The following is a 14,982-nucleotide window of genomic DNA, read 5'->3' on the forward strand; positions in this document are numbered from 1 at the left end:
AGCGAGATCGCGGCGACGCCGGTCAGGCCCTGGAATTCGATGCCCGCGACGGTGTCCTTGCGGATCAGCGAGATCGCGGCGACGCCGGTCAGGCCCTGGAATTCGATGCCCGCGACGGTGTCCTTGCGGATCGGCGCGGTGTTGTCGAGCATCACCAGCGCCACGACCTTGCGAGGATTGTCCAGCTTGATCGACAGGATCTGGCCGGCGGGCACGCCGTCGAAATTGACCGGCCCGCCGCGGCGCAGGCCGCTGGCGGAACCGCCTTCGAACACCACGCGCAACTGGCTGCGACTCTGGATGGTGCGCCATTTCTGCACGCCGAGCAGGCCGCCGAACGCCACGGCGATCACCGCCAGCGTCGCCGTTCCGATCACCAGATTGCTCGCGCGTGCCATAAGGCTGAGTCTAGGGCCAAAGCGGGGAAGTTGGAAGGAGCCCGGATGCTGCTCCGGCCGCAATCGTACGTAGGGCGGGTTAGCGAAGCGTAACCCGCCACTGCTCTCCGCATTCACCGTGCAAAATGGCGGATTACGCTGCGCTAATCCGCCCTACGCGACATCAATGCCCGGCCGCGCGCTTTGCCGCAGCATTGYTCAGCACGATCAGGGCATCAACGGCGACGCCCGTCCTGGGGTTGATCAGGAACGGATTGATGTCGATCGAGGCGATCCGGTCGCCGGCATCCGCGATCAGGTTGGACAGGCCGACCAGCGCCTTCACCGCGGAGGCCTCGTGCAAGGCCGGCTTGCCGCGATAGCCGCGCATCTTGATGCCGGCCTTGGTGCGACCGATCAGGAGCCGCGCCTCGGCCTCGTCCAGCGGCGCGCCGGCGAGCGCGACGTCCTTCATCAGCTCGATGTCGATGCCGCCGGTGCCGAACAGCACGACCGGACCCATCTCGGCATCGAGCGAGGCACCGACCACGAGTTCGAGGTCGGCCTTGACCTGCTGCGCGATCAGGATGCCGTCGAGCCTCGGCTTGCCCTTCAGCCTCTTCACCCGCGCGGTGATGTCGACGAACGCCTTCCTCACCTCGGCCGCATTGCTCAGGTTCAGCACCACGCCGCCGATGTCGGACTTGTGCAGGATCTCGGCGCTGACGACCTTTGCCACGACCGGGAAGCCGATCTGTTTCGCGATCTTCACGGCTTCCACCGCCGTCTGTGCGATCGCTTCCTTCGAGATCGGGATGCCATACGCCTTCAGGAGCTTCTTCGAGGCGACTTCGTCGAGCGCGGCGCCGCTTGCCGATGTCAGCGCCTTTTCCAGCTCGGCACGCGCGGCGGGTTTCGAGCTCGAGACGATGTCGGGGACTTCCTTGCGCAGCTTCGCATAGGCGAGCAGCGACCTGATCGCGGTCACCGCGCGATCCATGCCCTGCATGACCGCGAGATGCGGCAGCGATTTGCGTAAGGTCTTGGTGAACTCGGTGAAGCCGATCGACATCGCGCTGATGTAGATCACGGGCTTTGAGGCCCGGCTCGCCATCTCGTCGACGATGCGCAGGTTGCGCTCGCGCAGCTCGTGCGGCGCCTTCGGCAGCTCGGCATCGACGATGACGATGTCGATATCGGGGTCGTCGATCATCAGCTTGATCGACTTCATGTAGACGGAGGGATCGACGACCGCGGCAAAGCCGGCGTCGAGCGGGTTGCCGACGATCGATCCGGGCCCGAGCATCTTCGCCAGCTCCGAGCTGACATGCGGGCTGAGCGGCGCGAAGTTCAAGCCCTCGGCGTAGAACGCGTCGATCAGCATGCCGCGCTTGCCGCCGGACAGCGTGACCGCGGCGAGCCGGGCGCCTTTGGGCACTGCGGCGTGGACGAAGCATTCGGTGGTCTCGATCAACTCGTCGAGCCCGCCGACCCGGATGACACCTTCACGCGTTGCGATGGCGTCGAACGTCTCGATCGAGCCCGCGAGTGCGCCGGTGTGCGCCATCGCCGCGGCGCGGCCGCCCTCGGATGCGCCGAGCTTGAGCGCGATCACGGGTTTGCTCGCTGCGCGCGCCGCCTTGCAGGCATCGCGAAAGGCCTTGGTGTTGCGCACGCCCTCGAGGTAGACGACGATCACCTTGATGCTCGGATCCTCCGCGAAATAACGCATCAGGTCCGGCGTCTCGAGCCCGGCCTCGTTGCCGGTCGTCACCATGTAGCCGACACCGACGCCACGATCCTCCAGTGCCTGGCGGATCGCCATGACGATGGCGCCGGATTGCCCGGCGATCGCCACCGCGCCCTGCTCCATGGTGACGACACGGTCGTCGATATTGGTGAAGAGCTTTTCGCCGGCGCTCAAGTTGCCGAGGCAATTCGGGCCGGTGACGGCGAGGCCCGTCTCGCGCACCGCCGCTTGCAGTTCGGCTGCGAGCTTCTGGCTCTCATCATCCTGCAACTCGCTGAAGCCGGAGGTGACGATGGTGGCCGAGCGTGCGCCGGCCGCGGCGGCATCGCGGATCACCTGCACGGCGAAGCGCGCAGGCACCAGCACCAGGACATGATCGGGTTTTTCCGGAAGGCTCGCAAAGTCCTTGTAGCAGGGCACACCCCAGATCGTCTCGCGTTTGGCGTTGACCGGATAGAGCCCGCCCTCGAAGCCGTATTTGACCAGGTTGTTCCAGATACGCTCGGCATAATTGCCGGGCTTGTCGGTCGCGCCCACCAGCACGATGTTGTGCGGGTGCAGCATGGCATGGATGCCCTTCACGATGTCGCTGGCGTCGGGCGATGGAGACCATGGGCGAGAAGAGAAGGATGCAGCAGACACCTGGGCTTCCATGGCGCAATCCTCAATTTTTATTCTTGTTGCAGCGCGTCGTTCTGTTCGATGGCGGGTTCTGGCGAGGCAATCACGAAGGGCGCAATGCCGCCAGACGGAATGGGCAGGGCTTCATGCAGGAAGGCTAGCATCACCGGACTTTGGGCGAAAGTGCGAACGGTTTGCCGGCGCGGCAGCCAGCGATCGTCGACATGGCGTTCCAGCAATTGCTGTTCGATCGATGGCGTCGACAGGAAGGCATCCCACAGGATGGAGATGGATGAGGGAACCTATTCGTCGGCGCCGATCAAGATCGCGTGCAAGATGTAGCGTTCGGGACCGGACGTGACGGCGTCGAACGGCCAGCAGGTTGTGAGCACGAGCTCGAAACCCTGCGTCGCGGGATCGATGCCCGACGCGTCGAAACGGACCACGGCCGAAGAATCCGCACGATAGCGGAAATGCTTGCCGTCGCGGCGGGTGATCTCGATCACGTCACCCATGGCAACATTCCGCAGGAACCGGAAATGTGTGTCGCGATGTGCGGCATATACGGCAACGCCGCGCTCGCCGGCATCGACCGTTTGCTGGATGTGGCCGGGTCCGAAAGCAAGTGCCTGGCCGCTCGCGCTCTCCAGCACGATGGCGCTGGCGCCGATCCGCTTCACCTCGATCCGGGCGACCGGCCATGTGTCGGCCCATGACCATGGCTTGACCGCCTGGCCCGTCGCGACGCTTCTGTCGAATGCGCGCTCCAGCAGCACCTGCGCGAGCCAGGCCTTGGCGTGGATGTAGGCACCGTCGCCGAACAGGATGAGGCCGATCAGCGCGAGAACCAGGGGAGAGATGAGGCGGGGCATTCTATCCACGATCGTCATTGCGAGCGAAGCGAAGCAATCCAGATTCTTTCCGCGGAGGCAGTCTGGATTGCTTCGCTGCGCTCGCAATGACAGTAGGAAAAAGGCGCGCGCGGCCGTTGGGTAGGGGACGGGCAGCCGCGCGCGCTAACAGAGGAGTTCGGGGGGCTCCTCTCTCAAGCGGCGTCGGTGAGCAAGGGCCGACGCCGGTTGAACACGAACAGGATCAGGGCGAGCACGATCAGGATCAGACCTGCGATCATCTTCAGCTCGGCCGAGGTGGCGGTCTTGGGCAGGCGGATCGYATCGGGTGCGGCGGGTGTCGGCCGCCTCGTCGCCGGCTGGTTGCGCGCATCGGCATGACGTTCGCGCTGCTGCGTCGGTGCCTGCTGCGGCCGCTCGCCGAAGATCTTCTCGAAATCCCAGCCGGCCGGCAGGTTGACCGGCAATTCGCTGAGCTTGAGCGGTGCGCCTTCGGGACGGCTCGGCGTCTTGTCGACCGCGACGAGGCTGGTGAGTCGCGTGACGATCTGATGGTCGAGCGCCAGTGCCAGGATCGCCTTGTCGGCCTCTTCCGGCGTCATCTCGCGCATCGTGCGCGCCACTTCGGCATCGCCGATCTTGCGCTTGGCCCAGAGTTTTGACAGGCCCTTGCCTTCGGCGGCATTTTGCAACGGCAGCGTCACCGACCACGAACGGTCGCCGACGCGTCCCTTGATCTCGAGCGAGCCTGCGAGTTTGTCGAGCCTGGCCGCCAGCACCAGGGGCTCGTCGCGATAGACGTCGGGAATGATCGCCGGGGTGACGTCGGCCGTGGCTTCGGAGAACTTTGCGCTGAGGCCGGTCACTGCGGGATTTTCCAGCTTCGCGAACAAGCCGCGCATGCGCTCCTCGACCTGCTCGACGGAGCCGATATGGGTGAAGGCGCCGCGGCCGAGCTCGGAAGCGCGCGTCATCAGATGGGTGTTGGGCGCGGACCCGATGCCGACCATGAACACGCGAGAGCGGCCGCGCATCGCGGTGATCGTCTCGAACAATTGCTGCTCGTTGCCGATCGCGCCGTCGGTCAGGAACACGACCTGACGAACCATGCCGGTGTCGCTGAGCTTGTCGGTCAGCGCAGCCCGCATCGCCGGCACCATCTCGGTGCCGCCACGTGCCTGCAACGCGCTGACGAACGAGGTCGCCTCGCCGACATGCGCGGCATCCGCCGGCACGGAGGCCGGAAACAGCACGTCCATCGTATCGTCGAAACGGATCACGTTGAAGCGGTCGGCCGGCTGGAGGCGACCGAGTGCGTAAAGCAGGCTCGCCTTGGCCTGGACGATCGAGGTGCCGCCCATCGAGCCGGAATTGTCGATCACGAACACGACCTCGCGCGGCAGCGGCTTTTGCGTCGCCTGCTCGGCGCTCGGCGGCGTGACGAAGGCGAGCAGATAATCGGCATCGCCGACATGCTCGCGGAACAGGCCGACCGACGGTGCTTTCTGGGCCGCCGGCGTCCACGTCAGTTCGAAATCGCGGTCGGCGGGCACCGCGCCGTCGGCGAGCGTGACGATGCGCGTGGCGTTGTCCGGGCTCTCGGTCTTGACGTTGTGATGGTGGCTCTTGACCTCGCCGACCGCAAAGCCGGCCTTCAGACGCACCGTGATGCTGGTCGGGTTAACGGGCGCATTCCTGGCGGGGTCCAGCACCGTCGGGGAAATACGGTCGCGGTCTGGCACGGGATCGGACGTGGCGCCCCAGCCGGAGCCGTCGTTGCGGAAGTCGACACTCTGCACGATCGGCGCCGGATTGTAGCGCGGGGCGACCACCAGCGGCACGCGCAGCGAATATTCGTTGCCAGATTGATGCACCGGCTCCTGATATTCGATCTGCACCAGCACGGTTTCGCCGGGACCAATATTGGCAACCGAGTTGGTGAAGATGTTGGGCCGCTCCTGCTCGGTGAGCGCAGCCTTCTGGCCGGCGCTGCGCGCCTGTTCGTAGATCACGCGCGCCTGCTGCCGCTCCTTGACGTCGCCGACGATGACGCGGTCGCCGACCACCATCTTCATCGTATCGACGGCGCCATTGGTCGCGAGCGGGTAGACATAGGTGGCCTCGACCCAGTCCTTGGTCGGATTGCGGAACGCCTGGGTGACGCGTGTGCGCAGCGTCGGGCCTGATACCGTGATATCGACATCGATGCCGAGACGGATCGCTTCGGTGTAGGCGCCATCTTCCTTCAGGAGGAGGGTGCCGGACCTGGCATCGCCGGGCTGGAGCAGGCTGGCCTGTTCGGTCGTTGCCGACCAACTCGTCCCGAAGCTCACCAGCAGGGCCACGAAGGCGACCAGCATCACTGCGATGCCCTGCGCGAGAAGGAACAATCCGAGCTTGATCAGCCGGCCCAGCAGGGGGTGCTCGTCGTGGTCGGCTGTGTCGTAGGTGTTCATTTGGCTTGCTCCCGAAGGATGTTTGCTGGCCTTCAGCATCCGCCGGGAGAGCCTGATTTCGCGAGCAGAATGATCGGCAATGTTCCGCCGCGGCCGGCCCGGGCGGGTCGCGGCCGGGTGGCCATGTGCGGTTTTGTGCTGGTCTGTCCGCCCTGCTAGAATGGTGCTCCAAAGGCAGGGTTGACGATGCAGATGCAGGCCGACAAGCAGCTTTCGGACGAGCAGAGCCGCGAGATCGCGGAGACCATTCGCGAGGAGCTCGCCAGACGCCGGATCTCCCGGCAGGCGCTGGCGGAGCAGGCCAAGCTCAGCCTGTCGACGCTGGAGAAGGTGCTCGGCGGGCGCCGGCCGTTCACGCTGGCGACGACGGTCCGGCTGGAGCAGGCGCTGGGCGTATCGTTGCGCAAGAGCGCCATCGTCGTGACGCCTCCGGCCGCAAACGATGTCGCGCCCGACAGCCTCGGCTCCTATGCGCATCGCGCGGTGACCTGGCTCGAGGATGCCTACATCACGCTACGGCCGTCATTCGGCGACAAGAACGCGATCTTCGCCTACCGCACCGAGATCGTATGGGAGCCGAAAGTCTCGTCGCTGGTCTTCCGCGAGGGCGATCGGACCGATGCCGCCTATGAGCACACCGGCGAGGTCGCGGTGCCGCATCAGTCTGGCTTCATCTATCTCGTCATCATCAAGCACGGCCAGCACCGCGTGATCACGGTGTCGCGGCCGACGGTCGCCGGCGAGATGTACGGCATCATCTCGACGCTCCGCGCCGGCCCCGGCTCGTAGCTGACGCCGATCGCAGCGCCGATCGCCTATGTGCCGCTCAGGAATGTTCCCAAGCCCTCTTTGGGACGGGTTGCGCCCGACGACGCCAACTATGAGCTGTACCGAAAACACCTGCGTCGCACGGTGGAAGAGCCGTTCGCGCTGTTCTTGCCGGCATAGGTTCACCCTGGAGATCCGCGGATAAAGAGATGGCGGCCTCGTGGCCGCCATCTCCCATGCACGGACGGTTCGCCGAGAACTAGCCGCTTGGCTCCGCGCTGATGATGGGGCCGAACAGTTCCCACTGGCCGTTCTTGAACCGCCACATCTTGAGCTGCTCGATCGGTGCGAAGTCGGTCGGCGAGGTGTTGATCTTGATTCCCGGGATCAGCGTATCGGGAGCGAAGTCCTTCAGGCTGGCGGCCTGCTTCATCACGTTCTCGCGGGTGAGATTGTCGCCCGCCTGCTTCAGCACCTGCACCATCGTCTGGGCCGCGGCATAGCCGTAGACCAGATTGGCGTCCGAGATGTTCGCGCCGGGCATGTATTTGTCGATGAAGGCCATGAACTTCTTCATGCCCTCGTCGTCTTTCCACTGCGGATCCGACGCGTCCTTCAGATAGCCGGCCGACAGCACGCCCTCGGAGGCTTCGAGGCCGGCGGGCTTCATCACCGCGCCGATGGACACCGAAACGTCCGTCATCAGGTGCATCGGCTTCCATTCCAGCTCCGCGATCTTCTTGATGGCTTGCGCCGCGAATTTCGGGGTCGAGATGTTCACGAAGACATCCGCGCCGGTGCCCTTGAGCTTGACGATGTGCGAGTCGATCGATGGCTCCGAGGTCTCGTAGCTCTCTTCGGCCACGATCAGCTTCGATGCCTTGTCGCCGAACACATCCTTGATACCGGCGACGTAGTCCTTGCCGAAATCGTCATTGGCATAGAAGATCGCGACCTTCGCGTCCGGCTTCTCCTTCAGGATGTACTTGGCGAAGATCCGCGCCTCGACGCGGTAGCTCGGCTGGAAGCCCATGGTCCACGGGAAATTTTGCGGGTCGTTCCACTTGCTGGCGCCGGTGGCGAGGAAGAGCTGCGGGATCTTCTTGGCGTTGTGATACTTCTGCACGGCCGTCTGCGTCGGCGTGCCCAGCGCGTTGAACACCAGGAACACTTCGTCGCTCTCGATCAGCTTGCGGACCTGCTCCACGGTCTTCGGCGGCGAATAGCCGTCGTCATAGGAGATCCAGTTGATCTTGCGGCCGTTGATGCCGCCCTGATCGTTGATCATCTTGAAATAGGCCTCTTCGGTCTTGCCGATCACGCCGTAGGCGGAGGCGGGACCGGAATAGGCCTCGACATTGCCGATCCTGATCTCGGTATCGCTGGCGCCAGTGTCGTATTTCTTCTGCGCCTGGGCGCCCTGAGCCGAAAGCAATGTCAGGGCCGCTGCGGCGGCAAGCAGGGCGAGTTTCTTGTTCTTCATGGAAATTCCTTCGGTTTCTTGTTGGTTGGAGCAGGCACGTCAAAACAAAAAGCGCCCACGAGGGGCGCTTCGATCAGGCGTTGGCGACTTTCCTGTCGACTTCGGAGGCCGCCGAAAACTCCTTGCGCAAGGTCGGCTTGTGGATCTTGCCCGTGGCGTTGCGCGGCAGCGCGTCGACGAAGCGGACCTGACGTGGGCATTTGAAGCGCGCGAGATTGGCGGCACAGTGCGCAAAGACGTCCGCCTCCGTCAGCCTTTGTCCCGGCTTGACCGCGACGATGGCAAGGCCCACCTCACCCCATTGCGAATCGGGAATGCCGATCACGGCGGCTTCGGCGATGGCGCCAAGCTGGTGCAGGACGTTCTCGACCTCGGCCGGATAGACGTTCTCGCCGCCGGAAATGTACATGTCCTTCCAGCGGTCGACGATGTAGTAGAAGCCTTCTTCGTCGACGCGCGTCGCATCGCCCGTGTGCAGCCAGCCGTCGGTAAAGGAGGATTTGTTCGCCTCCGGCCTGTTCCAGTAGCCGGGCGTGATGTTCGGTCCCTTCACCCAGAGCTCGCCAAGCTCGCCGACATCGGCGTCGCTGCCGTCGGGCCGCACGATCCGCACCTCCGTGTGCAGCACCGGCTTGCCGGCGGAGCCGGCCTTGCGCGCCGCATCCTCGCGGTCGAGCACCAGCACGGCCGGCGAGGTCTCGGTCATGCCGTAGCCCTGCTGGAGCGCGACGCCGCGCGCCTCCCAGACCTTCAGCAGCGGCACCGGCATCGGCGCGCCGCCGACACCGCCGACGATCAGCCGGGTCAGGTCGGTCGTTGCGAAGGCGGGATGCTGCGCCATGAACTGGTAGATCGCGGGGACGCCGAAGAACACGTTGATGCCCTGCGCGGGATCGTTGATCAGGTCGAGCGCCGTGCCGGGATCGAAGGCCCGCATGATCATCACGGTGCCGCCGGTATGCAGCACCGGATTGGTGTAGCAATTGAGCCCGCCGGTATGGAACAGCGGCAGCACGGTGAGCAGCACCGAGGACGGCCCGATGCAGGCGGGGCCGCCGAGATTGACGCAATTCCAGAACGTCATGCCATGGGTGATGGTCGCGCCCTTCGGATGACCCGTGGTGCCGGACGTGTACATGATGGTCGAGACGTCATCGAGCGTGACCTCCTCGATCCGGTCGAGCGGCTTTGCCGCGGCGATGCCGGCCTCGTAGGCGCCGCCGGGACCGAGCAGCAGGCTGGTCGCGACACCGCAGAGTTTGGCAACGCTCAGCGCGGTCTCGGCGAGGTCGGCATCATGGATCATCACCTTCGGCGCACAGTCGGCGGTGATGAACTGGAGTTCGGGAACGGTAAGGCGGGTGTTCAGCGGCACGAAGATCGCACCTAACCGCCCGCAGGCGAACTGCACCTCCAGCGTATCGGTCGTGTTCAGCGCCAGCACCGCGACGCGGTCGCCGCGCGAGACCTTCAGCGTGTGGCGCAGGAACGAGGCGAGACGCGAGACTCTCGCATCCATCTGCGAATAGGTGAAGCGGCGCTCGCTCGCGAGGTCGATGATCGCGACCTTGCCAGGCGTGCGGCGGCCATGATGGGCGATCCAGTCGTAGTAACGAACGGCCAAAAGTTCCTCCTTCGGCGGTCTTGTGCCGCCTGCGCCCCTATTGCCGTGCACCATGCCCGGCGTGGCCCTGGGGTCAGCCGGAGTTTGTGCACCACGTCTTTTTTGACTTGGAGTTGGCGCGCGAGGGGCGAAAACCGTCTTGCGTTGAGTTGCTAGGTGATGCCCTGCTGAATGGCCTTTCCGGGTCAGCCACTCCGCGCAAGTGAGCTGCCCAGGTTCCAGCCATGGTGGATGAGACGAATCCGTCCGCGAGGCGAGAGTGCGATGAAGAGCCCGTTCTATACCGCCGAGCACGACGCCTTCCGCGAAATGATGCGTCGCTTCGTCGAGAAGGAGATCACCCCTTTCGCCCATGAATGGGACGAGGCCGGGGAATTTCCCCGCGCGCTCTATCGCAAGGCGGCGGAGATCGGGCTGTTGGGGCTGGGATTCCCGGAGGAATATGGCGGGATTGCCGCCGACCAGTTCATGAGGATCGTGGCGAGCCAGGAACTGGCGCGGGCCGGCGCCGGCGGCGTCAGCGCCAGCCTGATGAGCCATACCATCGGCTCGCCGCCGATTGCGCGTGCGGCGCGGCCGGAGGTGAAGGCGCGCGTGCTGCCGCAGGTGCTGGCGGGCGAGAAGATCTCCGCGCTTGCGATCACCGAACCGGGCGGTGGTTCGGACGTTGCGGGCCTGCGCACCCGAGCGCGGCGCGACGGCGATCACTACGTCGTGAGCGGCGAGAAGACCTTCATCACCTCGGGCGTGCGCGCGGACTATCTGACCGTTGCGGTGCGTACCGGCGGCGAGGGTGCCGGCGGCGTCAGCCTGCTCCTGATCGRGGGCGACACGCCCGGCCTGTCGCGCACGAAATTGAAGAAGATGGGATGGTGGGCCTCCGACACCGCGACGCTGCATTTCGACGACTGCCGCGTGCCGGCCGAAAATCTGATCGGCGAGGAGGGCCAGGGCTTCAAGATCATCATGCAGAATTTCAACAGCGAGCGCATGGGCATGGCGGCGAGCTGCACCGCGTTTGCGCGCGTCTGTCTCGACGAGGCGACTGCCTACGCCAGGGAGCGCAAGACCTTCGGCAAGCCGCTCGCCCAGCACCAGGTCATCAGGCACAAGATCGTCGACATGGCGCAGAAGGTGGCGGCGTCGCAGGCGATGCTGGAGATGCTGGCCTGGCGTCTGGAGCAGGGCGAAAGTCCGGTCGCCGAAATCTGCATGATGAAGAACCAGGCGACACAGACCATGGCGTTCTGCGCCTCGGAAGCCGTGCAGATTTTTGGCGGCGCCGGCTTCATGCGCGGCATCAAGGCCGAGCGCATCTACCGCGAGGTCAAGGTCAACGCCATCGGCGGCGGCACCGAGGAGATCATGAAGGATCTGGCCTCGAGGCAGATGGGGCTGTGATGCACGCTGTCATTCCGGGGCGCGCGCAAGGCGCGCGAGCCCGGAATCCATCGGGCTCCAGATCCCGCAGAGGAATGGATTCCGGGCTCATCGCTTCGCGATGCCCCGGAATGACGAGAGGACAAAATGCTATTCACCGCCGACCACGACGAGATCCGCCGTTCCCTGCAAAAATTCATCGCGGGCGAGATCAACCCTCATGTCGATGAATGGGAGAAGGCCGACATCTTCCCCGCGCACGAGCTGTTCAAGAAGATGGGCAGCCTCGGGTTCCTCGGATTGAACAAGCCGGTCGAATTCGGCGGCTCCGGGCTCGATTATTCCTATGCGCTGATGATGGCGGAGGAGCTTGGGGCCATCACCTGTGGCGGCGTGCCGATGGCGATCGGGGTACAGACCGACATGGCGACGCCCGCGCTGGCGCGATTCGGCTCCGACGAGGTGCGACGGGAATTCCTGGCGCCGTCGATCTCCGGTGACTACGTGGCCTGCATCGGCGTTTCCGAGCCCGGTGCAGGTTCGGACGTTGCCTCGATCAAGACCAGCGCACGCTCGGACGGCGACGACTACGTCATCAACGGCGGCAAGATGTGGATCACCAACGGCACCCAGGCCGACTGGATCTGCCTGCTCGCCAACACCGGCGATGGGCCCGTTCACCGCAACAAGTCGCTGATCTGCGTGCCCATGAAGGCCAAGGGCGTCACGGTGGCGCGAAAGCTCGACAAGCTGGGGATGCGCTCATCCGACACCGCGCAGATCTTCTTCGACAATGTCCGCATCCCCAAGCGCAACCGGATCGGCGAGGAGGGCAAGGGCTTTACCTACCAGATGATCCAGTTCCAGGAGGAGCGTCTGTGGGGCGCGGCGGCCTGCCTGAAGGCGCATGAATACATTATCAACGAGACCATTGCGTACACGCGCAACCGCAAGGCTTTTGGCCAGAGCATCCTCGACAATCAGGTCGTACACTTCAAGCTCGCGGAGATGCAGACCGAGGTCGAGCTGCTGCGTGCGCTGATCTATCGCGCCGGCGAGGCGCTGGTGGCGGGCGAGGACGTGACCAGGCTTGCGACCATGGCCAAGCTCAAGGCGGGCCGGCTCGGCCGCGAGCTCACCGACGCCTGCTTGCAATATTGGGGCGGGATGGGCTTTACCAACGAGACGCCGGTCAGCCGTGCCTATCGCGACAGCCGTCTGACCTCGATCGGCGGCGGCGCCGACGAGGTCATGCTGATGGTCCTGTGCAAGATGATGGGTACGCTGCCTGGCAGCAAAGGGAATGCATCATGATCACGCTCTATCACTGTGACGCCGCACGTTCGTTCCGTCCGCTCTGGATGCTGGAGGAGATGGGGCTGCCGTACGAGTTGAAGATGCTGCCGTTCCCGCCGCGGGTGTTCGCCAAGGAATATCTCGGCATCAATCCGCTCGGCACCATCCCGTTCATGATCGACGGCGAGACGAAGATGACGGAGTCTTCCGGCATCTGTCATTACCTCGGTAACAAGCACGGGCCGACGCCGCTGATGGTGGGACCCGAGGATCCCGCCTATGGCGCATTCCTGAACTGGATGTATTTCAGCGATGCCACGTTGACCTTCCCGCAGACGCTGGTGCTCCGCTACACCCAGCTCGAGCCGGAGGAGCGCCGCAACCCGCAGGTCGCCGGCGACTATGCCAAATGGTTCCTGGGCCGGCTGCGCGCCGTTGAGGCAGCGACCGCGAATGCCGAAACCTTGTGCGCCGGCCGTTTCACCGCCGCCGACATCGTGATCGGTTACGCGCTCCGCCTCGCCGACAATATCGGCCTCGCCAAGGACTTTGGGCCAAATGTCGCAGCCTATTGGGCGCGATTGCAGCAACGCGAGGGCTTCAAACGCGCGGTTGCTGCAGAGCAGCAGGCCGGCGTCGAGCAGAATGTCGCGCCAAGGGCGAGGGCGTAGTCTCCATTGTCGTCGCGGCCTAGTGCGCAATTGCGCACTAGGCCGGGACGACGGTGTAGTTGAAGGGTTCCGGATTTGGCTGCCCTTCGTCCCGGAATGACACCCTTTTATTGCGCGCCGTGACAGCGCTATCCCGTCGTGACAGCGCCCAAATTTCCGCTAAGGTGACCTCCGTCCGCAGCGGCCAGAGAGCCGCGCGAGGAGGACCCCAATGGAAGATATCGGTCGCGAATCCGACCATCTGATGCTCATCACGCCGGAACGGGTATTCTATGCCGGCCTGCTCGGCCGCCCCCGCAAGCGGACCCCCGGCTGCTGCCATGTCTACGTGGCGGTCAAGGGCAATCTGCACCTGACGATCGACGACGTTCTCGCCACCGGCGAGCTGTTTGTCACCCTGCCGAACCAGCGGCATTCCATTGCCAGCGACTACCGCACCGCAATCAGCGTGACGCTCGAGCCGGAAAGCATGCCGGACGGCGTGATCGAGGCTTTGGCCGAGCGGCTGACCGGGCCGGACCGGGCCGTCTATGCCCGCAAGATCCTCGCCGCCTACGCGCTACTGCGCCAGCGCCGCTACGGCGACATCACCACGGCCGAATTCGACGAGATGTGCTTTGGCGAGGCGCTGCCGCGCCGTGTGCTCGATCCGCGGGTGATGCGTGCGGTCGCGCGCATCGGACGCTTCTCCGGCGAACCGGTGACGGCGGATACATGTGCTGCGGAAGCAGGCCTCTCCGCCTCGCGGTTCCTGCATCTGTTCAAGGAGGAGACCGGCATCTCGTTCCGCTCCTTCCGCGCCTGGAAGCGTGCGCGGCACCTGCTGCACTTCGCCAATCAGGATCTCAACCTCGCCCATCTCGCGCAGGACATCGGCTATCCCGATTCGACCCATTTCAGCCATTCGATCCGCCGCTTCTACGGATTGAAGCCGCGCGCGATCTTCGTCGGCTCGCGCGATCTTGCGATCTATCGCAGCACCGAGACGGTGCGGCTCGCGGAAGCGAGCTAGGCTCGCCCTTGTAGGGTGGGTTAGCTCGCGGCCGCGCAAAGCGCAGTCCGCCAGCGTAACCCACCGCTTCTGCATCCGCGGTAAGAGGCGTTGGTGGGTTACGCCTTCGGCTAACCCACCCTACAACTCGCCCTTTTCCAGCTTCTCCGCGCAAGAAGCCGCATGCCGCGCGTCACATGATCGCAAGCGTTGAATTCTCAACCTGCGAGACATCCAAGCCATGAGCGTCAAGGCATGAGCGACAAGGCCGTCATCACCTGCGCGCTGAACGGCGTGCTCACCGACCCCAGGCAGCACAACGTGCCTGTGACGCCCGAGCAGATGGCGCGCGAGGCCAAGGCTGCGTTCGACGCCGGCGCCAGCATCATGCACATCCATCTGCGCCAGCAGGCGCCGAACAAGGGACATCTGCCGTCCTGGGAAGTCAGCGTCAGCAAGGAGATCCAGCAGGCGATCCGGGAGGCCTGCCCCGGTGTGATCATCAACCACACCTCGGGCGTATCAGGGCCGAACTACAGCGGCGCGCTCGACTGCATCCGTGAGACGAAGCCGGAGATCGCCGCCTGCAACGCCGGCTCGCTGAATTATCTGAAAGTGAAGGCCGACAATAGCTGGGCCTGGCCGCCGATGATGTTCGACAACGCCGTCGAGAAGGTAAAGGACTATCTCGACGTCATGAACGCGGTCGGCACC

At 64.6% G+C, this 14,982-nt stretch carries 12 protein-coding genes and 1 pseudogene; 6 read left to right on the forward strand and 7 right to left on the reverse strand.

Translation table 11 applies throughout. From position 1 onward, the window contains the following. The 5 genes from AC1D00_RS05705 to AC1D00_RS05725 form a co-directional block, all read right to left on the reverse strand. The coding region (locus AC1D00_RS05705; protein WP_477009985.1) for an MlaD family protein at nucleotides 1-398 on the reverse strand (398 nt) is incomplete at its 3' end. 163 nt (nucleotides 399-561) lie between these two features. After that, entirely contained in the window at nucleotides 562-2,781 is a 2,220-nt protein-coding gene (locus AC1D00_RS05710; protein ID WP_477009986.1) for an acetate--CoA ligase family protein, read from the reverse strand. Between the two features lie 17 nt (nucleotides 2,782-2,798). Next, complete coding sequence (locus AC1D00_RS05715; protein ID WP_477009987.1) at nucleotides 2,799-2,987, reverse strand: hypothetical protein; 189 nt, start codon at nucleotides 2,985-2,987, stop codon at nucleotides 2,799-2,801. A 63-nt stretch (nucleotides 2,988-3,050) separates the two neighbouring features. Continuing rightward, on the reverse strand, nucleotides 3,051-3,620 hold the full coding sequence (locus tag AC1D00_RS05720; RefSeq protein ID WP_404551342.1) for a class GN sortase: 570 nt from the start codon (nucleotides 3,618-3,620) through the stop codon (nucleotides 3,051-3,053). Between the two features lie 173 nt (nucleotides 3,621-3,793). Next, a complete protein-coding gene (locus AC1D00_RS05725; RefSeq protein WP_477009988.1) occupies nucleotides 3,794-6,055 on the reverse strand; it encodes a marine proteobacterial sortase target protein in 2,262 nt (753 codons plus the stop codon). A 186-nt stretch (nucleotides 6,056-6,241) separates the two neighbouring features. Between AC1D00_RS05725 and AC1D00_RS05730 the strand changes: the two are divergent. Continuing rightward, nucleotides 6,242-7,003 (forward strand): annotated as a pseudogene (locus tag AC1D00_RS05730) (helix-turn-helix transcriptional regulator). A gap of 79 nt (nucleotides 7,004-7,082) precedes the next feature. Here the strand turns inward: AC1D00_RS05730 and AC1D00_RS05735 are convergent. Together AC1D00_RS05735 and AC1D00_RS05740 are read right to left on the reverse strand one after the other, a co-directional pair. Beyond that, nucleotides 7,083-8,306 (reverse strand): ABC transporter substrate-binding protein, encoded by a 1,224-nt coding sequence (locus tag AC1D00_RS05735; protein ID WP_477009989.1) that lies wholly within the window; start codon nucleotides 8,304-8,306, stop codon nucleotides 7,083-7,085. A gap of 73 nt (nucleotides 8,307-8,379) precedes the next feature. Beyond that, complete coding sequence (locus AC1D00_RS05740; protein WP_477009990.1) at nucleotides 8,380-9,930, reverse strand: acyl-CoA synthetase; 1,551 nt, start codon at nucleotides 9,928-9,930, stop codon at nucleotides 8,380-8,382. 264 nt (nucleotides 9,931-10,194) lie between these two features. On the opposite strand from AC1D00_RS05740, the gene AC1D00_RS05745 reads away from it, so the two are divergent. The 5 genes from AC1D00_RS05745 to AC1D00_RS05765 all read left to right on the forward strand — a co-directional run. Then, nucleotides 10,195-11,331 carry an acyl-CoA dehydrogenase family protein gene (locus tag AC1D00_RS05745; RefSeq protein WP_477009991.1) on the forward strand — a complete coding sequence of 379 codons (1,137 nt, stop codon included), beginning with the start codon at nucleotides 10,195-10,197 and terminating at the stop codon, nucleotides 11,329-11,331. Nucleotides 11,332-11,457: 126 nt separating this feature from the next. Beyond that, entirely contained in the window at nucleotides 11,458-12,624 is a 1,167-nt protein-coding gene (locus AC1D00_RS05750) for an acyl-CoA dehydrogenase family protein (protein ID WP_477009992.1), read from the forward strand. Beyond that, nucleotides 12,621-13,277 (forward strand): glutathione S-transferase family protein, encoded by a 657-nt coding sequence (locus AC1D00_RS05755; RefSeq protein WP_477009993.1) that lies wholly within the window; start codon nucleotides 12,621-12,623, stop codon nucleotides 13,275-13,277. Before AC1D00_RS05750 ends, AC1D00_RS05755 begins: the two co-directional genes overlap by 4 nt. Before the next feature lie 211 nt (nucleotides 13,278-13,488). Next, on the forward strand, nucleotides 13,489-14,289 hold the full coding sequence (locus tag AC1D00_RS05760) for a helix-turn-helix domain-containing protein (protein WP_027542212.1): 801 nt from the start codon (nucleotides 13,489-13,491) through the stop codon (nucleotides 14,287-14,289). 234 nt (nucleotides 14,290-14,523) lie between these two features. Then, on the forward strand, nucleotides 14,524-14,982 hold a 459-nt coding region (locus AC1D00_RS05765), incomplete at its 3' end, for a 3-keto-5-aminohexanoate cleavage protein (RefSeq protein ID WP_477009994.1).

The sequence above is a fragment of the Bradyrhizobium sp. P2_E8 genome (genome assembly GCF_056403875.1).